Origin of the sequence: Micromonospora inositola (assembly GCF_900090285.1) — a bacterium.
Classification (GTDB): Bacteria; Actinomycetota; Actinomycetes; order Mycobacteriales; family Micromonosporaceae; genus Micromonospora; species Micromonospora inositola.
This window is the reverse complement of sequence record NZ_LT607754.1, coordinates 3,394,082-3,414,578: the sequence shown is the minus strand read 5'-3', so window position 1 is coordinate 3,414,578 and position 20,497 is coordinate 3,394,082. Positions and strand designations below refer to the sequence as shown.

Annotated in this window: 15 protein-coding genes and 1 tRNA gene; 4 read left to right on the top strand and 12 right to left on the bottom strand. The window is 73.3% G+C overall.

Going from position 1 to position 20,497, the window contains the following annotated elements; all coding sequences use genetic code 11:
* Positions 1-7: 7 nt before the first annotated feature.
* From GA0070613_RS16385 to GA0070613_RS16365, 5 genes are all read right to left on the bottom strand, one after another.
* Entirely contained in the window at positions 8-1,711 is a 1,704-nt protein-coding gene (locus tag GA0070613_RS16385) for a M16 family metallopeptidase (protein ID WP_089013100.1), read from the bottom strand.
* Entirely contained in the window at positions 1,708-2,655 is a 948-nt protein-coding gene (locus GA0070613_RS33440) for a hypothetical protein (protein ID WP_231929238.1), read from the bottom strand. The genes GA0070613_RS16385 and GA0070613_RS33440 overlap by 4 nt, the downstream gene beginning before the upstream one ends.
* Before the next feature lie 18 nt (positions 2,656-2,673).
* Positions 2,674-3,957, bottom strand: coding sequence for an NAD(P)/FAD-dependent oxidoreductase (locus GA0070613_RS16375; protein WP_089013099.1), 1,284 nt, complete (start codon positions 3,955-3,957; stop codon positions 2,674-2,676).
* On the bottom strand, positions 3,947-6,085 hold the full coding sequence (locus tag GA0070613_RS16370; RefSeq protein ID WP_089015987.1) for an MMPL family transporter: 2,139 nt from the start codon (positions 6,083-6,085) through the stop codon (positions 3,947-3,949). The genes GA0070613_RS16375 and GA0070613_RS16370 overlap by 11 nt, the downstream gene beginning before the upstream one ends.
* 206 nt (positions 6,086-6,291) lie before the next feature.
* Positions 6,292-6,364: transfer RNA gene (locus tag GA0070613_RS16365), tRNA-Asn, on the bottom strand.
* Between the two features lie 260 nt (positions 6,365-6,624).
* On the opposite strand from GA0070613_RS16365, the gene GA0070613_RS16360 reads away from it, so the two are divergent.
* The 4 genes from GA0070613_RS16360 to GA0070613_RS16345 all read left to right on the top strand — a co-directional run bounded on the left by GA0070613_RS16360 (position 6,625) and on the right by GA0070613_RS16345 (position 13,094).
* Positions 6,625-7,029, top strand: coding sequence for a hypothetical protein (locus GA0070613_RS16360; RefSeq protein ID WP_089013098.1), 405 nt, complete (start codon positions 6,625-6,627; stop codon positions 7,027-7,029).
* A gap of 263 nt (positions 7,030-7,292) precedes the next feature.
* Positions 7,293-10,628: a ThuA domain-containing protein gene (locus tag GA0070613_RS16355; RefSeq protein WP_089013097.1), complete on the top strand. Its 3,336-nt coding sequence runs from the start codon at positions 7,293-7,295 to the stop codon at positions 10,626-10,628.
* A 95-nt stretch (positions 10,629-10,723) separates the two neighbouring features.
* Complete coding sequence (locus GA0070613_RS16350; RefSeq protein ID WP_231929237.1) at positions 10,724-11,797, top strand: sugar phosphate isomerase/epimerase family protein; 1,074 nt, start codon at positions 10,724-10,726, stop codon at positions 11,795-11,797.
* A gap of 112 nt (positions 11,798-11,909) precedes the next feature.
* Positions 11,910-13,094 (top strand): ROK family transcriptional regulator, encoded by a 1,185-nt coding sequence (locus tag GA0070613_RS16345; RefSeq protein ID WP_089015986.1) that lies wholly within the window; start codon positions 11,910-11,912, stop codon positions 13,092-13,094.
* Positions 13,095-13,468: 374 nt separating this feature from the next.
* Here GA0070613_RS16345 and GA0070613_RS16340 read toward each other — a convergent pair whose 3' ends face one another.
* The 7 genes from GA0070613_RS16340 to GA0070613_RS16310 all read right to left on the bottom strand — a co-directional run bounded on the left by GA0070613_RS16340 (position 13,469) and on the right by GA0070613_RS16310 (position 20,497).
* Positions 13,469-14,479 (bottom strand): sugar phosphate isomerase/epimerase family protein, encoded by a 1,011-nt coding sequence (locus tag GA0070613_RS16340; RefSeq protein WP_089013095.1) that lies wholly within the window; start codon positions 14,477-14,479, stop codon positions 13,469-13,471.
* A 220-nt stretch (positions 14,480-14,699) separates the two neighbouring features.
* On the bottom strand, positions 14,700-15,272 hold the full coding sequence (locus GA0070613_RS16335; RefSeq protein ID WP_089013094.1) for a sensor histidine kinase: 573 nt from the start codon (positions 15,270-15,272) through the stop codon (positions 14,700-14,702).
* Positions 15,273-15,374: 102 nt separating this feature from the next.
* The gene (locus tag GA0070613_RS16330; protein WP_089013093.1) at positions 15,375-16,442 is read right to left on the bottom strand and encodes a polyprenyl synthetase family protein; all 1,068 of its coding nucleotides are present in this window, start codon (positions 16,440-16,442) and stop codon (positions 15,375-15,377) included.
* Complete coding sequence (locus tag GA0070613_RS16325; protein ID WP_089013092.1) at positions 16,439-17,833, bottom strand: alkaline phosphatase family protein; 1,395 nt, start codon at positions 17,831-17,833, stop codon at positions 16,439-16,441. Before GA0070613_RS16325 ends, GA0070613_RS16330 begins: the two co-directional genes overlap by 4 nt.
* On the bottom strand, positions 17,830-19,023 hold the full coding sequence (eboE, locus tag GA0070613_RS16320; RefSeq protein ID WP_089013091.1) for a metabolite traffic protein EboE: 1,194 nt from the start codon (positions 19,021-19,023) through the stop codon (positions 17,830-17,832). The genes GA0070613_RS16325 and eboE overlap by 4 nt, the downstream gene beginning before the upstream one ends.
* Complete coding sequence (locus GA0070613_RS16315; protein ID WP_089013090.1) at positions 19,023-19,874, bottom strand: TatD family hydrolase; 852 nt, start codon at positions 19,872-19,874, stop codon at positions 19,023-19,025. The genes eboE and GA0070613_RS16315 overlap by 1 nt, the downstream gene beginning before the upstream one ends.
* Positions 19,874-20,497 (bottom strand): EboA domain-containing protein, encoded by a 624-nt coding sequence (locus GA0070613_RS16310; RefSeq protein WP_089013089.1) that lies wholly within the window; start codon positions 20,495-20,497, stop codon positions 19,874-19,876. The genes GA0070613_RS16315 and GA0070613_RS16310 overlap by 1 nt, the downstream gene beginning before the upstream one ends.

The following is a 20,497-nucleotide window of genomic DNA, read 5'->3' as shown; positions in this document are numbered from 1 at the left end:
CGGTCTCTCAGCGTCTCCGCCGCCGCAACAGCACGATGGGCAACGCGAGGATAACAGTGAGCAGACAGCCCACCCCGACCATGCCCCACAGCCAGCCGATGTCGCCGTCCGACTCGTCGGCGACGAAGAGGCCGAAGGTGAGCAGCAGGGTGATCCCGCCGACGCCGAGGGTGGCGAGGCCGCTGAGCACCATCAGCGGGACCTCCCACCAGGCGCGCTTGACCGGGGCCGGGCGCTGCTGCGGATGCGGCCGGTTGCCGCCCGCGTACGGCTGGGGGATCTTTTCCGGCGGACGGGCCGGCATGGGGACGCGCCGATCGGCGGGGACCTGCTGGTCGATGACCCCGACGGCGCCGGGGTGCAGGTCGAACAGGGTCGGCTCGATGTGCATCGAGATGGCGTCGTGGCCGATCAGCCGGCGGGCCCCGTCCGGCCAGGCGAGCAGGGCGGCGCACTCGGCGTAGCGGACGGTGAGCGGGCCGCCGGGGCCGACGTAGCTGACGCCGTCGATGCCGACCCGCAGCTCGCCGTCACCCTCCCGTTCCCGGTAGGCGGTGCCGGGCACGGTGTGGGTGGAGCGGGTGGGCGCCTCGGTGAAGCCGGCCCAGTCGGCGGTGGTGCCGTCGGGCACCATCAGCAGCGCGGTGGCGGTGACCTCCTGGGCCACCTGGTGCAGGTCGGCGAGGGTGACGGTCTTGAGTTCCGCGCGCAGCTCGTCGACGGTGCGGGTGGGTTGGCCGGTGAGCAGGTCCAGCGCCTGGCTGGGCAGCCGCGCGGCGTCCACCTCGGCGGCGCCGAGGGTGTCCTCCCGCTTGGCCACGGTGGCGTCCAGGTCGGCCTGTTCGATCCGACCGACCCGCAGCTTGGCCAGCACGTCGATGAAGCCGCCGAGCACCGCGTCCTGCTTCTCCGGCAGCGCGTCGGCGAGGGCCCGCAGCGTGGCGTGGCCGTCGCCGCGCGGCTCGTACCCGGTGTTGATGGTGTAGGAGAGCCCGTCCTCCTGGCGCAGCGAGCGGTACATCTCCCGCTCCAGCACCCCGGCGAAGACGCCCGCGGCGATCCGGCGCCGCACGACCGAGTCCAGCACCACGGCCCGCGAGCCGTTGACGAAGTACGCGGGGGTGTGCGGCAGCGCCGACGACACCGGCGGCACCGGCTGCCGTACGCCGGCGGGCAGCGCCAGCCGCAGCCCGGCCGGTACCCGGTCCCCGGCGATCCAGAGCACCGCGTTCTCCCGGGTGAACCAGCGGGCCGCCCAGGCCCGCAGGTCGTGCTCGGTGATCGCGTGCAGCCCGAACTCGGGGTAGCTGGTCAGGCCGTGGTCGCGGGCGCCGTGCCGCCACAGCGGCACCGAGTCGACGGCCGCGTTGCCGCGGCTGCTCCATTCGGTGCGCAGGATCTCCTTCTCCACCTCCAGCCGGGCCATGGGCAGCTCGTGGATGGTGCGGCAGACGGCGGTGAGGAAGCCGCCGATGTCTGCCTCGGAGCCCTGCATGTAGAAGGAGGTGAAGATCGGCGCGGTGGCGCCGTTGAAGTGGTAGTCGGTCAGCCCGAGCGGGGCGAGGGCCAGGTGCTCCAGCAGGTGGGTGATGCCGCTGCGGCCCAGCGTCTCGTCGGCGGTGCCGACCCGGAAGGTCAGCCCAGCCCGCATCGGTCCGGCGGTGGGGGCCAGCAGCGTGGGCACCCCGTCCACGTCCAACTGTCGGATCATCGGGGGCCACCCTTCGCGTACGCCTCGGTGCGGAACTTGTCGAGTGTGCTGGTCCCACCCAGGTACGACCAGGGGTACTCGCTGCCCAGGTGTCCCAGGGCGGCGAACTGGGCCGCCGCGGCGGCCCACTGGTCGAGCAGACCGAACCAGAGGGCGAAGACGGACCGGGTGGAGACCCAGCCGGGTTCGTGCCGGAAGTGCGGGTGCAGCACGGACCGCTGGGCGGCGGTCCAGATGTCCTGCACCACCTGCGGGTCGCGCACGTACGCGGCCCGCTCCCCGTCGGTGTCGAAGTCGAAGTACCGCTCGAAGTGCGCGTCGGCGAGCAGCACGCCGTTCTGGGCGCCCTCCGGCGCGGCCAGCATCCGCTCCCGGGCGAACGCGAAGACCTTGTCCCAGCTGCCGCCCCACTTCGGGCAGAGCTGCTGGAGCAGCGCGGACTGCGACCGTCTGTCGTGCGGCGCGTACCGGGCCAGTCGGTCGTAGCGGCGGCGGGCCTCGGCCTGGCCCAGTTGCAGCCCCATCGCGGTGGTCAGCCGCTCCTGCCAGGCGAGGACGTTGCCGGAGTCACGGGCGCAGACGTCGATGAGGATCTGCTCGGCCTGCCGCAGGTGGTCGTGGAGCTGGGCGAACTGCTCCCGGCTGACGTGCTCGGCACGCAGGCTGGTGCGGATCTTCCAGCCGGCGTCGACCAGGTGCGCGGCGAGCATCGTCGCGGCGACGGTGTCCCCGGGGTTCTGGGCCAGCACCGCACGGAGGAAGTCGCCGACCCCTTCGACGTCCTCGGCGGCGCTCACCAGCAACGACCGGCCCGCCCAGTCGCGGGGGTCGAGCAGCTGCCGTACCCGGGGCCAGTCCCGCGCGGCGAGCGCCGCGCGCATGTCGTTGACCTCGGGAAAGGCGGCGGCCGGGTCGAAGTCGATCGCCGGGAGGGGTGCGGGCATGGCGGCGATCATAGGTGATCACGAGATGGCTTCGGCTCCCCCGTCCGGCTCGGACGGACCGCCCTGGCTGGGGCGGAGCGCGGTGAGGACGGCTCCGGCGGTGCGCCACCCGCTGGTGAGCGCCCCCTGGATGGAGGGGCTGTCCCGGTGGTCGCCGGCGACGAACAGCCCGTCGCCGAGCGCGACGGGCTTGCGCAGCCGGCCCTGCGGTGGGGGCGCGGCCGGCAGCGCGGCCGGAATCGACACGGTGGTCAGGTGGGTCCAGTCGGCGGTGGACCGCCCGTAGAGCCGGTCCAGCTCCCGCCGGATCACCGGCTCGGGCGGGGCCTGCGGGCCGACCACCGAGGTGGCCACCAGGTGCCGCCCGGCTGGCGCGTACGTCGGCGCCGCGTTGCTGAGCACCACGGTGTTGGCGACCAGTTCCCGTCGGTCGCCGTCGACCAGCAGGATCGGCTCGTCCAGCGGCGCGGTGTCGGCGGCATGGTAGTAGGTGTGGTAACTGTGCATCCGTACCCGACCGAGGCGGGGCAGCAGGGTGGCCGCCGCCGGCGGGTCCACCGCGACCACGACGGCGCGGCAGCCGATGTCGCCGGCCTGGGTGCGGACCCGGCCGGGCGCGACCTCGGCGACCGGGGTGTCCAGCTCGATCAGGTCGGCGGGCAGCGGGTCGGCGATGGCTCGGGGCAGCGCGCCCATGCCGTGGGCGGGGAGCCCGAGCCGGCCGCGGGCGAAGGAGCGCAGCACCATGGCCAGCACGTGGCTGGAGGTCTCCAGCTCCCGGTCGATGAGGACGCCGGAGAGGAACGGTCGGAGCAGCTCCTCGATCATGGCGTCGGAGAGGCCGGCCCGGCGCAGCGCGGCCTCGCTGGTCGTCTCCGGCGCGGCGAGCAGCCTGCTCACGGGCAGGGTGGCGCAGCCGGTCGCGAGCGCGGCGAAGCGCAGCCGGTCCAGCAGGGATCCGACTGCGGCGGTGGCGGTGCGCGCCGCCGCGGTGGGCTCGCGCAGCGGGTTGACCAGCCGGTCGAGGCGGTCACCGCGGCGGACCAGCACGCCGGAGGTGAACCAGCCCAGGTCGAGGGTGTCCACGTCGAGCAGGGTGCCGAGCCGGGGGTAGGCGGTGTTGAGCACCTGGAAGCCGCGGTCGAGCAGGTAGCCGTCGACCTGGTCGGTGGCGACCCGGCCGCCGAGCCGGTCGCCGGCCTCGAGCAGCCGCCAGGGCACGCCGGCGCGGTGCAGCCGGCGGGCGGCGGCGAGGCCGGCCAGGCCGCCGCCGACCACGACCACGTCGGTCTCAGCGAGCATGCTCCACCTCCGCGCCGGCCCGGTCCCCCGCGCGGCTCGTCCGGGACAACCGGCTCGGCCACCAGATCTTCGGCCCGATGTCGTACGCCAGGGCGGGCACCAGCAGCGACCGTACGACGATGGTGTCGAGCAGCACCCCGATGGCGACCGCCACGCCCAGCTCGACCAGCACCACCAGCGGCAGCACGGCGAGCGCGGAGAAGGTCGCGGCGAGCACGATGCCGGCGGAGGTGATCACGCCACCGGTGACGGCGAGGCCGCGGAGCACTCCGGCGCGGGTGCCGCGCTTGACCGACTCCTCGCGGACCCGGCTCATCAGGAAGATGTTGTAGTCGATGCCGAGGGCGACCAGGAAGACGAACGCGAAGAGCGGGAAGGACTGGTCGACGCCGGGGAAGTCCAGGACGTACTTGAAGATCAGCGCGCAGAGTCCCAGCGTGGCCAGGAACGACAGCACCACGGTGGCGATGAGCAGCACCGGGGCGAGCAGGGCGCGCAGCAGCAGCGCCAGGACGACGGCGATGACCACGAGCACCACCGGGATGATGACGTTGCGGTCCCGGGTGGAGGCGGCGGCGGTGTCCACGTTGATGGCGGTGAAGCCGCCGACCACGGAGTCGGAGCCGGGCACCTTGTGCACCGCCGCGCGCAGGTCGCGGATGGTCCGTTCGGCGCCGTCGCTGTCCGGCGGGTCGGCCAGTGTCACCTGCAGCTCCACCCGGCCGTCGACCACCTTGGGCTGCGCGTTCTCCTCGGGCGGGCCGGCCTGGCCCTGCTGGGTGAGCGGGCGGACCGAGGCCACGCCGGGCACGCCCTGGGCCACCTGGGCCACCTGCTGCGCGGTCGCCTGGGTGGTGAAGACGGTGGCCGGGCTGCCGGTGCCCGCGGGGAAGTGCCGGGCGATCGCCTCCTGGCCGGCCACCGAGTCGGTGCGGCTGGTGAACAGGTCGGACTGGCCGAGGGTGGTGGCGCCGAGCTGGCTGAGGCCCAGGGTGAGCGCGGCCAGCGCGACGGCGGTGACCAGCCAGATGGCCCGGGACCGGCGGGCGACGAAGCCGACGATCCGGCTCCAGATGCCGTGCTCGGCCCGCGGGTCCGCCTGGTCCTCCCGGGGCGTTCGCGGCCAGAACGCCCAGCGTCCGCCGAGCACCAGCAGCGCGGGCAGGAAGGTGAGCATGACCAGCAGCGTGGCGGCGATGCCGAGGGCGGCGACCGGACCGAGCGCCCGGTTGGAGTTGAGGCTGGACAGCAGCAGGCAGAGCAGGCTGACGATGACGGTGATGCCGGAGGCGATGATCGCCGGGGCGGCGCCCCGCCAGGCGGTCTTCATCGCGTCCCACGGCCGGTGGTGGCGGTGCAGTTCCTCCCGGTAGCGGGCGATCAGCAGCAGGGCGTAGTCGGTGCCGGCGCCGAAGACCAGCACGGTGAGGATGCCCTGCGCCTGCCCGTTGAGCTTGATCACGTCGTGCTTGGCGAGGTAGTAGACGAAGACCGACGCCAGCGAGTACGACATGCCGGCGGCGAGCATCGGGAAGATCCAGAGCACCGGGCTGCGGTAGACGATCAGCAGGATGATCAGGACGACGACCAGGGTGACCAGCAGCAGCGGACCGTCGATGGCGGTGAAGACCTCGATCAGGTCGCCGAGCAGACCGGCCGGCCCGGCCACGTTGACGGTCAGCCCGTCCCGGTCCGGGCCGGCGATGTCGCGCAGTTCGTGGACGACCTGCCGGATCTGTTCGCCCTCGGCGGCGTCGATCGGGACGATCACCTGCACGGCCTGGCGGTCCTGGCTGACGATCGGCGGCGGCAGCGGGCTCACCACGCCGGGCAGCTGGGCGAACCGGGCGGCGTCGGCCCGCACCCGCTGCTCGTCGGCCGGGGTGACCCCGGAGGTGCGCTCGTAGACGACGAGCGCCGGGGTCGTCTCCTTCTCCAGGAAGCCGGCGGAGAGGTCCTGGGCCCGGGTGGCCTCAGCGTCGGTGGGCAGGAACGCGGCGTTGTCGTTGGTCGCGACCTCGCCGAGCTTCCCCGAGTACGGCCCGGCGATCCCGCCGACGACCAGCCAGCCGAGCACGACCGCCACCGCGATCAGGGTGGCCGTCCAACGACCCCGTCCTCCGGTCATCTCCACCCCTTGGAATCGACGCACCAATCGACGCAGCGGGAGCCTGGGTCGACATCGACCATCCTGCCGGTGAAGGGGTGACTCCGGGGCGTAAACGGCTCGTCGGGGACCGCCCGGTGCAGGGGCCGGTTTTGCCGCCACCGGCCCGGGTCGGCACAACGGAAAACGCCCGCCGGCGGGGCCGACGGGCGTGTCGCGAAGCTGAGCTCCCCCGTTTGGACTCGAACCAAAAACCTGCCGGTTAACAGCCGGCTGCTCTGCCAATTGAGCTACGGGGGACCGTAGATCGCCCGGTTCCGGATCTCCCCGGTGCCGTGCGACGGGACAAGAGTACAGGACATCCGGGGGTGTTGGTCCAGGGGGTTACCCCACGGGTCCGGAACCCGTGACGCCACTCAGAAAAGGACAAATCGTCATCTGGGCGCACGGAGGCATGAGCGCGGAGCAGGATGGGTAGTTAGCCGCCGACAGAGGACGTAGGCGCGAGTGGGTCGTTCCCGGTCGGGGACGACAGCGCGTCAGGTACGAGAGGAGCCGCCATGCGCGGAAAGATCATGTTTCTTGGCGGGCTGGCTGCGGGATTCGTCCTGGGCGCCCGTGCCGGTCGGGAGAAGTACGAGGAGCTGGTGGTCCGAGGCCGCAAGGTGCTCGACCATCCGACCGTCCAGGAGGCGGCGGGCGTCGCGCAGGCTCAGGCGACCCGGCTGTACAGCGAGGGCAAGGACAAGCTGGGGCAGACCAAGCTCGGCGAGAAGCTCAGCGGCAACGGCAGCACGCAGGAGCTGACCGCGGCCGACAAGCCGTTCGCCGGCACGCCGGCCACGGTGGGCGCCAAGGCCGGTTCGTCCAGCACGGGCGGGACGGGCTCGACCTCCGGGTCGTCGACCGCCACGACCCCGCGCACCAAGCCGTCCGGCACGGGCACCAACGCCAGCACCCTCTGACCCGCACCGACGACAGCGGGCCGGCCACCTTCGGGTGACCGGCCCGCTGTCGTATGTCCAGCCTCGACCCCGCGCGACTTTTGCCGATGGCGAACAAAAGTAGGAGCAGTTCCTCTGAAACTTTCGCCTCGAACCTCTTCTCTTTCTTCCCGTACGCAAATATCGTCCTGCGTAGAACCTGGCCAGGCTCTCGTCACCTCCCCAGCGAACCTCCTCAGCCTCGTCCCGGCTGAGGCGGACCCGCCTGACCAGAGCGAGGTTCGATGCGCAGACCATTCGGCCGCAGGGCCGCCATCCACTTGAGCCTGCTCGCCCTCGTCGGAGCGACCGTCGTCGCGACGGCGCAACAGCAGCCGACCCCGGCGCAGGCCGCGCCGGCACTCACGACACCCGCACCCGTCAGCAACGGCATCGAGTACAAGGTGCTCGTCTTCACCCGCTCGGCCAGCGGCAGCAACGCCGCCACCGCGGCCGGCGTGCAGGCCATCCAGCAGCTCGGGCGCGAGCGGCGCTTCACCGTCGAGGTCACCAACGACGCCCGCAAGTTCGACGAACCACACCTGAAGCAGTTCCGCGCGGTGGTGTTCCTGAACACCACCGGCGACGTGCTCAACGACGCCCAGCAGACCGCCTTCGAGCAGTACTACCGCGACGGCGGCGGCTTCGTCGGCGTCCACTCCGCGATCGAGGCGGAGCCGAGCTGGTCCTTCCTCACCAACCTGCTCGGCACCCGGGCCACCGGCGCCGCCTCCGCGGTCAGCAAGGCCACCGTCACCGTCGCCGACCGGGTCCACCCCGCCTCCGAGACGCTGCCGCAACGCTGGGCCACCACGGACCGGTGGTACAACTTCGCGGCCAACGTCCGGGGCGTCTCGCACGTGCTGGCCACCGTGGACGAGAAGACGTACCCCGGCGGCACCATGGGCTTCGACCACCCGGTGACCTGGTGCAAGGACTACCAGGGCGGCCGGTCGTTCTACACCGGACTCGGCGCCACCCCGGAGAGCTACAGCAGCACCGACCTGCGCGCCCACCTCGGCGGCGCGATCCAGTGGGCGTCCGGGGTGACCGACGGCGACTGCGGCGCGACGGTGCTGGCCAACTACCAGATGACGGTGATCGGGGCGCAGCCCAACGTCAACGAGCCGATCGGCTTCGACGTCCTCCCCGGCGGCCGGGTGATCCAGACCGACCGGCGCGGCGGCGTACGCCTGCACGACCCGGCGAGCAACCAGACCACCGTGCTGGCGCAGATCCCGGTCTACACCAACAGCGAGGACGGGATGTACGGCCCGGCGATCGACAACGACTTCGCCACCAACAAGTGGGTCTACCTCTACTACGCGCCGCCGCTGGACACCCCCACCGGCAGCGCGCCCACCACCAGCACCGACCCGACCGCCTGGGACCAGTGGAAGGGCTACTTCCAGCTCTCCCGGTTCAAGTTCGTCGACGGGGACACCCCGTCGCTGGACCTGAGCACCGAGCAGAAGATCCTCCAGGTGCCGGTGGACCGGGGGGCCTGCTGCCACGTGGCCGGCGACATCGCGTTCGACTCGAAGAACAACCTCTGGCTGGTCACCGGGGACGACACCCCGGCCGGCGGCGGCGGCTCCGGCGGCTTCTCGCCGCACAACGACTCGGTCAGCGCCACCGGGGTCTACCAGGCGCCCTTCGTGGACGCCCGGCGTAGCGCCGCCAACACCAACGACCTGCGCGGCAAGATCCTGCGAGTCACGGTCGGGGCGGACGGGTCGTACACCGTGCCGGCGGGCAACTTGTTCCCGGCGGGCACCGCGAAGACCCGGCCGGAGATCTACGCCATGGGCTTCCGGAACCCGTTCCGGATCACCCTCGACAAGAACGACGTCGCCTACATCACCGACTACTCCCCCGACTCCTCGACCCCTCAGGTGGGCCGCGGACCGGCGGGCACCGGGCGGATGATGGTGGTCGACAAGCCGGCGAACTACGGCTGGCCGATGTGCGTGCAGCCGAACCTGCCGTACATCGAGATGAACTGGACCACCAACCCCATCTCGCCGGTCGCGCCGTTCGACTGCGCGGCGCCGAAGAACACCTCCCGGCACAACACCGGTCTGACCGACCTGCCGGCGGTGGAGAAGTCCGAGCTGTGGTACTCGTTCCAGGCGCCCACCCCGTGCCCGGAGTCGTACCTGTCGACGCCCACGCAGACCTGTCCGGTGCTCTTCCCCGAGCTCGGCACGGGCGGCGTCGGCCCGCACGGTGCGGCGAAGTACGACTTCGACCCGGAGCTGAGGTCGGAGACGAAGTTCCCCGAGTACTACGACGGCGCGATCTTCTTCGGCGAGTTCACCCGGGACACCCTCAAGGAGGTCCGGCTGGACGACAAGGGTGACATCCTGAAGATCAACAATGTGCTGAACTGCGGACAGGCACCCACCACGCCGGCCAAGCCGTTCCTCTGCGACAACCCGATGGACATGCGCTGGGGCGCGGACGGCAACTTCTACCTGCTCACGTACGGGGACGGGTTCTTCAACGTCAACCCGGACGCGGCGATGCTGAAGTTCAGCTACGTCAAGGGCCTGCGGGCGCCCACCGCCGTGCTGAACGCGACCCCGACCAACGGCACCGCGCCGCTCACCGTCGCCTTCTCCAGCGAGGGCTCGAAGGACCCGGATCCGGCCGACTCCATCTCGTTCGCCTGGGACTTCGACGGCAACGGCACCACCGACTCCATCGACCCGAACCCGACGCACACCTACACCGCCAACGGCGTCTACACCGCCCGGCTGACGGTGACCGACTCCAGCGGCAAGACCGCGTCGGCGAACACCACCATCACCGTCGGCAACACCGCGCCGACCGTCACCGTCACCACCCCGCTCGAGGGCGGCTTCTTCAGCTGGGGCGACGACATCCCGTGGTCGGTGACCGTCACCGACCCCGAGGACGGGCCGGTCGACTGCGCCAAGGTCGAGGTGACCTTCGTCCTCGGCCACGACCAGCACGGTCACGGCGAGGCCAACCAGTTCGGCTGCTCCGGGGTGCTGCCCACCGACCCGGACGACGCCTCCCACGGCGGCTACATCTACGGCGTGGTCAGCGCGTCGTACACCGACGGCGGGGCGAACGGGCAGCCGGCGCTGACCACGGTGGACCAGCAGATCGTCCAGGCCAAGCGGCAGGAGGTCGAGTTCGCCACCGACGAGTCCGGCACCACGGTGGGCACCAGCGCCGACACCGGCGGCGGCCAGCAACGCGGCAGCCTCGACCCGGGCGACTGGATCGCGATCAACAACACCGTGAACCTCAAGAACATGCAGTCGGTGACGCTGCGTACCTCCGGTGGCAGCGCGGCCACCGCCGGACAGCCCCGGTTCGGCGTCGAGTTCCGGCTCGACTCCCCCACCGGCCCGCTGCTGACCACCGCGACGGTCAACGCGACCAGCGGCAACAACGCCTTCACCAGCACCACCGTGCCGCTCACCGACCCGGGCGGCACGCACCGGCTCTACCTGGTCCTCACCACCGTTCCCGGTGGCCCGGCCAGTGGTTTCGGCAACCTCAACTGGGTCGAGTTCACCGGGCAGGGCATCGGCGTCACCCCGTGACCACCGCACCGGGTGGGGTCGCCGCCGGCGGCCCCACCCGGACCACCGGAGCACCACTCCCCCATCACCAGTCAGCACGGAAAGGCAGCCAGGACATGAACGACACACAGCACGGAATGAGCCGTCGCCGGATGCTCGGCACCGTCGCCGGCGCCGCCGGCGCGGTCGCCGTCGGCGCCGCCGGCTGGGCCCCGTCGGCCGCCGCCGAGGGCAACGGCCTGCTCGTCCCCACCGGCAAGCGCGGCATCATCCTCTACAGCGTCCGCGACCGGATCGGCGCCGCACCGGACACCTCCGGCGTGCCGTACGGCTTCGAGCGGGTGCTCGGCCGAGTCGCCGAGATCGGCTACAAGGAGGTCGAGTTCGCCGGCTACACCCAGCACACCTCGATCCTCGGCCGGCAGATCACCCCGGCGGAGATCCGCAAGATCCTGGACGACAACGGCCTGCGGGCGAACGGCTCGCACGCCTCGGTCCCGAGCGCCGTCACCCCGGACACCATCGCCGCCTTCGAGCAGACGCTGGACACGGCCGAGATCCTCGGCATGACGCACATCGGCACCGGCAACGACCCGACCGGCAGCAACTACAAGGCCGACTGGGACGCCGCCGCCGACCGGTGGAACACCTTCGGTGAGATGGCCGCCGCCCGGGGGCTGAAGCTCTACACGCACAACCACGACGCGGCGTACAACTTCCTGCTGGACAGCGGCCCGCTGGACGGACTGGGCCGGCCGACCCGGTCCTCCGGGGTGCGGAAGCTGGAGTACTTCTTCGGGCTGACCAACCCGGAGTGGGTCTGGTTCGAGATGGACATCTACTGGGCGCACGTGGCGCAGTACCGGTACCGCAGCTACGTGGACCCGGACGGTGTGACGCAGACGAACGTCTTCGACCCGCTGGCCACGGTGGCGACCCGGACCACGCGCTTCCCGCTGTTCCACGCCAAGGACGGCGCGTTCAACCCGGCCAACTCTGCCGGCTACGACATGGTGCCGCTCGGCCAGGGCGACATCGACTACGGCACCTTCTTCGCCAACATGGGCGCGAAGGGCTACCACAACCCGATGTGGGAGCAGGACAACGCGCCGGGCGGCGCCGCCGACCCGGGCCGGTCGCTGCGCTACGCGGAGGTCAGCTACCAGCACATGTCGGGTCTGCGGGGCTGACCGACCCGACCGAAGCACCGCAGGGGCCGCGCCCGGGGAAACCGGGCGCGGCCCCCTCGCGTCACGTGCCCGTGACGGTGGTGTGGAAGATTCGCCGATGGAGGTGATCGCGATGACGTTGATCGGGCCGGAAAACCCGGACCAGGCGCGGCTGCTGCGCCGGCTGCGCGACGACGGCGCCCGCTCGCGGGTCGAGCTGGCCGACGCCCTGGGACTCAACCGGGCCCGGTTCATCGCGGAGGTGGACCGGCTGACCAGCCAGGGCCTGGTGGAGACGGCCGGGCCGGCCGCGTCCCGGGGCGGGCGCCGCTCATCCCTGCTCCGCGTCGCCGGGCAGGTCCGCTTCGGCGCGGTGGCCGTCAGCGCCGGGCGGCTCGACGTCGCGCTGACCGACGGCGAGCTGGCCGTGCTCGCCCGCCTCGGCGAGCCGGTCGACGTCCGGGGCGGGCCGGAGGCGCTCGTCGGCCGCGCCGTCGAACTGCTCGGCAAGCTCCGCGCCGAGGTGGGGCTGTCCCGGTTGACCGGGGTGGGCGTGGCCCTGCCCGCGCCGGTCGCGGTTCCGGAGGGAGCCGCGGTGTCCTCGCCCGCCCTGCCGGGCTGGCACCAGTTCCCGGTCCGCGACGCGATCGCCGCCGAGCTGGGCTGCCCGGTGCAGGTGGACAACGACGCCAACGTGATGGCGCTGGGTGAGCTGCACGCCGGCACCGGCCGGGCGTTCGACGACTTCCTCTACGTCAAGCTCGGCAGCGCCATCGGGTGCGGTCTGGTGCTGGGCGGCGCGCTCTATCGGGGCGCTACCAGCGGGGCCGGCGACATCGGGCACCTGCGGCTGACCGACGACGGCCCGCTCTGCGACTGCGGCAACACCGGCTGCCTGGAGGCGTACTGCGGGGACGGCGCCCTGGTCCGGGAGGCGCTCGCCGCCGCGCACGGCAGCCGGTCGGCGGCGCTCGCCGACCGGGTGGCGGAGGCCGGTACGCTCACCGCGGCCGACGTCGCGCGGGCGGCGACGGCCGGGGACCCGACCGCGCAGACCCTGGTCCGGGACGGCGCCCGCCGGCTGGGGCAGGTGCTGGTCGGCCTGGTCAGCTTCTTCAACCCGGCCATCGTGATCATCGGCGGGGCCGCCCCCGGCATCGGGCCCGTGCTGCTCGCCGAGATCCGCGGGGTGGTCTACCGGCGCTCGACGCCGCTCGCCACCGGCAGCATGCCGATCGTCCTGTCCGATCTGGACGAGCGGGCCGCCCTGGTCGGCGCGGCCCGCCTGATCAGCGACCACGTCTTCGCGGCCCGCTGACCCAGGCTGGGCGCGCGGCCCTCGGTCCGACGGCGTGAGCACGGCGCTCCGTCCGGCCACGTCGGACCCGCAGCCTCGGTCCTTGCCGCGCTCACATCGGGGCGGGCGGGCGCCGGCCGCCGCCGGGGATCAGCCACCAGCGCGGACGTTACCAACCTGATGACGTGGGTGAATCACCGCGCCGGGCAGGCCGCCGCCATCCCGCGGCCCGGGCGGCCGATGCGTCGTCGGCGGGGCCGACGGTGAATCATTCACGTCATCAGGTTCGTAGCCGCCGATCAGGCATCTGCCGGACAGCCGCGCCGGCCCCGGCCGGGACCCCACCCGTCACGACGCCCGCCCGGGGCCGGCGGCGCCGGCCCCGGCGGCGTGGGTCAGTCCCGGTTGCTGCTGAAGGCGGCGTCGAAGGCGGCCGCCGGGGCGTCGAAGGCGAGCCGGCGGACGAACTGGAGCGCCTCCGGCGCGCCGACCAGCCGGTCCATGCCGGCGTCCTCCCACTCGATCGAGATCGGGCCGGTGTACCCGATGGCGTTCAACGCCCGGAAGCAGTCCTCCCAGGGCACGTCCCCGTGGCCGGTGGAGACGAAGTCCCAGCCGCGGCGCAGGTCCGCCCAGGGCAGGTGGGAGGAGAGCCGGCCGCGCCGGCCGTCGCCGGTACGGACCTTCGCGTCCTTGCAGTCGACGTGGTAGATCCGGTCGGCGAAGTCGAAGATGAAGTTGACCGGGTCCAGCTCCTGCCAGACGAAGTGCGACGGATCCCAGTTCAACCCGAACGCCGGGCGGTGGCCGATCGCCTCCAGGGCCCGCTTGGTGGTCCAGTAGTCGTACGCGATCTCGCTGGGGTGCACCTCGTGGGCGAAGCGGACCCCCACCTCGTCGAAGACGTCGAGGATCGGGTTCCACCGGTCGGCGAAGTCCTGGTAGCCGCGTTCGATCATGGCCGGGGGCACCGGCGGGAACATCGCCAGGGTGTGCCAGATCGACGAGCCGGTGAAGCCGACCACCGTCTTGACGCCCAGCTTCGCCGCCGCGCGGGCGGTGTCCTTGATCTCCTCGGCGGCGCGCCGGCGTACCCCCTCGGGCTCGCCGTCGCCCCAGATCCGCGCCGGCAGGATGTCCTGGTGCCGCTCGTCGATCGGGTGGTCGCAGACCGCCTGCCCGACCAGATGGTTGGAGATGGCGAAGACCTGCAGGTTGTGCTTGGCGAGGGTGGTCAGCTTCCGGTCGACGTACGACTCGTCGGCGAGGGCCTTGTCGACCTCGAAGTGGTCGCCCCAGCAGGCGATCTCCAGGCCGTCGTAACCCCACTCGGCGGCGAGCCGGCAGACCTCGTCGAACGGAAGGTCGGCCCACTGGCCGGTGAAGAGCGTGATGGGTCGCGCCATTGTCCTTCTCCCCTGTCGTGGTGGGGGATTCCGTAGCGGACCGGGGCGAGGGCGACCGGGTGCGGGCGGCCTCGACGGAGGACCGGTGGGCGCGGGTCCGCGCCTGGGCCCGACGGGTTGCGCCTCCCGTCGGGTCACCGGCCACCTCGCGGTCGCCGCCCTCACTCTAGGTCGACGGAGACCGTCGGGGAAGGGCCCGGCACCAGCAGCAGCTGGACGGTCATTCGGCCTCCTCCTCGGGGGCGGGCAGTTCGGCCCGCACCAGCCAGCCGCCACCCGGACGCGGCCCGGCGGAGAAGGCGCCGCCGACGGTCTCGGCCCGCTCGCGCATGCCGACCGCCTCCGGGCGGGGCGGGCCGTCGTCGCGTACCTCGATGGTGACGCCCTCGGGGTCGTAGCGCAGGCGGACCGCGACGGCCGCGCCCGCGGCGTGCTTCTGCGCGTTGGTCAGGGACTCCTCGATGATCCGGTACGCCGCCACGTCGACGGCGCCGGGCAGCGGCCGGGGCTGCCCGGCGACGGTCCAGCGCACCGGCCGCCCGGTGCCGAGCCCCTCCACCAGGGCGTCGAGCCGGTTGAGGCTGGGCGCCGGCTCGGTGGGCGCGTCGGTCCTGCTCAGGGCGACCGCGGCGCCGAACCAGAGCAGCAGCACCACGACGGCCGCGTCCAGCCACGGCACGTCGAGGGTGAGCACCGCCGCCGCGCCGAGCAGGAACAGCACCGCGGCCAGCAGCGCGTCGGCGAGCGTCGGGTGCGCCCGGACGATCCGGCGCCACTGCGCGAGGCGTCCCATGCGGCCCAAGGTACGGCAGCCGGCCGGTCCCGGGACCGGCGCACCCGTGGATCGGGAACGGGCGGCGTGTCGGCCCTCGGAGGCACGGTCCGCACCGAGCGGTCAGTGCCGGCGGTACACCGCGCGGGCCGCCAGGTCCGCGAGCGCCGACCGCGCCGGCTCCGCCAGCGACTGCCGGTCCAGCGCGGCCCGCGCCTGCTTCGCGCGTACCCGGATCATCCGCTCCACCTGCTCCCGGGCCCCGGAGTCCTCGATGAGCTCGCGCAGCTCGGCCGCGCCCGCCGCGTCCAGCGCCGGATTACCGAAGAGGGCCCGCAGCCGTGCCGACCCGGCCCGGTCGGCGGCAACCCGCGCCAACGCCATCAGCACCGTGGGCTTGCCCTCACGCAGGTCGTCCACCGTGGACTTGCCGGTGACCGCCGGGTCGCCGAAGACCCCGAGCAGGTCGTCGCGGAGCTGGAAGGCGTCCCCCAGTGGGTCGCCGAACTCCGCGAGGGCGGCCACCGCGGCCGGATCCGCGCCGGCCAGAGCCGCGCCGATCTGCAGCGGCCGGGTCACCGTGTACCGGGCGGTCTTCATCCGGATCACGGTCAACGCGGTCGCCACCGAGCCGTCCCCGACGGCCGAGACCAGGTCCAGGTACTCCCCCGCGATCACCTCGGCGCGCATCAGCGCGAAGACCGCATACCCCCGGCGGAGCTGCTCGGCGCCCAGCCCGCAGCCGTGGAACATCTCCTGCGACCAGGCGACGCAGAGGTTCCCGCAGAGCAGGGCGGCGTGCCGCCCGTACGCCTCGGGGTCGCCCCGCCCGGACGACCGGGCGTGCAGGTCGGCGAAGTGCCGGTGCACCGTGGGCTGGCCGCGCCGGCGGTCGCTGCCGTCCAGAATGTCGTCGTGGATCAGCGCGAAGGCGTGGAACAGCTCCAGCGCCGCCGCCGCGCCCACGATGGGTGGCGCGTCCGGGCCGCCGAAGCCCCGCCAACCCCAGTAGCAGAACAGGGGCCGCAGCCGCTTGCCTCCGGCCAGGACGAACCGGTGCAGGACGGCGTGAACGGCCCCCGGAACGCCGTCCGACCGGCCCGGCCCCTGCTGGTGCAGGAACGCCGCGAGTTCCGCGTCGAAGCGCGCCCGCAGCAGGGTCGGGTCGGTCGGTACGACGGTCATGGTCATGGCGCCTCCCGGGCCAGTCCGGCGAGCTGGAGCAGCAGCGCCTTCACGTCGGTCGCGGCCAGCCGGTCCCGGGCGGAGGACGGGTCCGAGCAGAGCAGCACCGGCCCGTCCGCCGGGTCGGCGGACAGCCGGCCGTGCGAGCCGCGGACCGCCCGGGCGCCGGCGTCCAGCCCGACCACGCTCATCAGGTAGCGCATGCCGAGCTTCTTGCGGGCCAGCGCGACCCCGGCCCGGCGCTTCGCCGCGCCCGGGGCGGCCGGGTCGAAGAAGAGCTCGGCGGGGTCGTACCCGGGCTTGCGGTGGATCTCGACCAGCCGGGCGAAGTCGGGTGCGCGGGCGTCGTCGAGCCAGTAGTAGTAGGTGAACCAGGCGTCCGGCTCGGCCACCAGCACCAGCTCGCCGGAGCGGGCGTGGTCCAGCGCGTACCCGGCCTGGCCGTCGGCGTCGAGCACCTCGGCCACCCCGGGCAGCCCGGCGCAGAGCTTCGCCACCGCAGGCACGTCGGCCGGGTCCCGGACGTAGACGTGCGCCACCTGGTGGTCGGCGACCGCGAAGGCCCGGGACGTCCACGGGTCGAGGTACTCCATGCCGGCCTGGGTGTAGACCCGCAGCAGTCCCTCGGCGCGCAGCAGCCGGTTGACGTCCACCGGCCGGGAGACGTCGGTGATGCCGTACTCCGACAGCGCCACCACCGTGGCGTCCCTCGCCCGGGCGGCGTCCAGCAGCGGGGCGAGCACCGCGTCCAGCTCGGCCGCCGCCGCGGCGGCGCGCGGCGAGTTCGGGCCGAAGCGTTGCAGGTCGTAGTCCAGGTGCGGCACGTAGACCAGGGTCAGGTCGGGCGCCTGGTCGGCCAGGATCCGCTCGGCGGCCCGGCAGATCCACCGGGACGAGGGCAGCCCTGCCCCCGGCCCCCAGTAGGTGAAGAGCGGGAAGGTGCCGAGCGCGTCGGTGAGCACGTCGTGCAGCTCCGGCGGGTCGGTCCAGCAGTCCGGCTCCTTGCGGCCGTCGGCGTGGTAGACCGGGCGGGGGGTGACCGTCCAGTCCACGTCGGCGCCCATCGCATACCACCAGCAGACGTTCGCCACCGTGTACCCGGGCTCGACCCGGCGGGCCGCCTGCCAGAGCTTCTCCCCGCCGACCAGCGCGTGGTGCTGCCGCCATAGCAGCACCTCGCCGAGGTCCCGGAAGTACCAGCCGTTGCCGACGATCCCGTGCCCGGAGGGCGGCTCGCCGGTGAGGAAGGTGGACTGGACCGAGCAGGTGACGGCGGGCAGCACGGTGCCCAGCTCGGCGGCGAAGCCGGCCTCGGCCACCGCGCGCAGCCGGGGCATGTGCGCCAGCAGGCGCGGGGTCAGCCCGACCACGTCCAGCACCACCAGCCGCTTGCTCACCGCCCCACCCCCGTTCCGGCCGGGGCGGCGAGGCCGACGGCGACCAGCTCGTCGCGGGCGAAGGCCAACTCGGCAGCGATCCCGGCGGCCAGCTCCGCGTCGGTGCGCGGCCGCCGCGCCGCCGGCAGCACCCCCCAGGTGTACGTCTCGACGTCGAGGTGGTCGCAGCCGGCGGTCGGCCCGGCGAACAGCCCGGCGAGGGCGGCCCGCAGCACCGGCAGGGTGGAGGTCAGCGGCGGCTCGGGCGGCGCGTGCAGCGGCACGTGGTAGTGCACCCGCCACGGCCCGGGCAGCCGCGCGTCGAGGGCGGCGTCCAGGTCGTCGGCCGCGTACGCCGGGTCGGCCGGGTCGGCGGCGGAGGCGCAGCCGGCGGCCCGGGTCTGGTGCAGGAAGCGGGGCTCGACCCAGCGGCGCAGCGTCTCGGCCGAGTCGCCCGGGTCGGCGGCCTCGACGGCGGCGGAGACCTGCACCTTGACCACCGGCAGCCCGGCCGACTCCAGCCGGGCCAGCGCCTCGACCGGCTCCTCCCAGGCGCACGCCAGGTGCGCCAGGTCGAGGCAGACCCCGAGCCGGCCGGTATCCATGGCTGACAATACCGCGCCCGCCTGTCCCGTGGACTCCACAATGCACCCCGGTTCCGGTTCGAAGCCGACCCGGATCGGCCGGCCGGTCTCCCGCTCGACCGCGGAGAGCCCGGTGGCCAGTTCCCCGAGCCGCCGCCGGGCCGCCGCCGCGCGGTCGGCGTCCCACGGCTCCCGCCAGGCCAGCGGCAGGGTGGAGACCGAGCCCCGGGCCGCGTCGTCGGGGAGCAGGTCGGCCAGTACCCGGGCCAGGTGCAGGGTGTACGCCAGCCGGTCGCCGGTGGTCCAGTCCGGGTGGTAGACGGCGCCCTTGACCACGGGCGCCTGGAACGACGCGTACGGGAAGCCGTTGAGGGTGACCACCTCCAGCCCGCGTACGGTCAGCTCGGCCCGCAGCCGCCGGCGCAGCGCAGGGTCGGCGGCCAGCTCGGCGGCGACCGGGGCGGCCAGCCAGAGCCCGAGGCCGAGCAGGTCGGCGTCGAGGGCTCGGCGGACCGGCACGGCGTAGCGGTCGAGCTGGCCGAGGATGCCGGTCAGGTCCTCCGCCGGATGGACGTTCGTGCAGTAGCCGAGGTGGACGGTGCTGCCGTCGGCGTGCCGGAGCCGCATCACTCGCCCCCGCGCAGGATGGAGTTGCCGGCGAAGGTGGGGGCGGGCGCGTCCAGGTCACTGAGGTCGAGCCGGCCGGACTGCCCGTAGAACTCCACCGGGTTGCGCCACAGCACCCGGTCGACGTCGTCGTCGGTGAAGCCGGCGAGCAGCATCGCCTCGCCGGTGGCCCGGGTGAGCAGCGGGTCGGAGCGCCCCCAGTCGGCCGCCGAGTTGACCAGCATCCGCTCGGTCCCGTACGTCCGCAGCAGCTCGACCATCCGCGGCGGCGTCATCTTGGTGTCCGGGTAGATGGAGAAGCCCAGCCAGCAACCGGTGTCCCGGACCAGCTTCACGGTGACCTCGTTGAGGTGGTCGACCAGCACCCGCCCGGGCTCGATGCCCGACTCGGCGACCACCGCGAGGCTCCGCTCGACGCCCCGCGCCTTGTCCCGGTGCGGGGTGTGCACCAGGGCGGGCAGGTCGTGGGCGACGGCCAGGGCGAGCTGGCCGGCGAACGCGGCGTCCTCGGCCGGGGTCATCGAGTCGTAGCCGATCTCACCGACCGCCACCACGCCGTCCTTGTCCAGGTAGCGCGGGAGCAGGTCGAGCACCGCGTGACAGCGCGGGTCGTTGGCCTCCTTGGGGTTCAGCGCGACGGTGGCGTGGTGCCGGACGCCGAACTGCCCGGCCCGGAACGGCTCCCAGCCGATCAGCGAGTCGAAGTAGTCGACGAACGTGGCGGCGCTGGTGCGCGGCTGGCCCAGCCAGAACGCCGGCTCCACCACCGCGCGCACCCCGGCGGCGGCCATCCGCTCGTAGTCGTCGGTGGTCCGTGAGGTCATGTGGATGTGCGGGTCGAAGATGCGCATCACGCCTCCCTGGCGGTGGTCAGGTCCGAGCCGGCGCCGAGCCGGTCGAGCAGGTCGGTGGCGTCGGCGGGCATGGTGCGGCCGGCCGCGTGCCGCTCGGCGGCCAGCGCGGCCAGCATCGCCGCCAGCTCCCCGTCGGCCCGGCCGCCGAGGTCGTCCACGACCGCCAGCGGTACGCCGGTGAAGACGCACTTGAGCACCGCCTGCCGCCAGGCCGCCTGCTCCAGGTGCCGGGCGTACGGGCCGAGGGCGGCGGCGACCAGCCGGGTGTCGTTGGTGCGGATGGCGTCGTGCAGCAGCGGTACGCAGGCCGCGCCGATCGGCAGCAGCGGCAGCGCCCGCAGCACGGCCCGCTTCTCGGCCGCGTCGCCGTGCCGGTAGAGGGTCTCGGCCGTCGTCGCCGCGTGGTCGGCGGGGAGGGCGGTGAGCAGCAGCACCCGGGCGGCCTCGTCGACGGTCCAGCCGGGCGGGTCGGGCAGCGGCCCCCGCCCGCAGCGCCGCGCGGCGGCGGGGAAGAGCCGGGCGACCGCCGCGGGTTCGGTCGCGACGCGGCGCAGCGCCGCGTCCAGCCACCGTTGATCGGGTACGCCCCGCAGCGCGGCGCGCAGTCGGTCGGGTGTCAT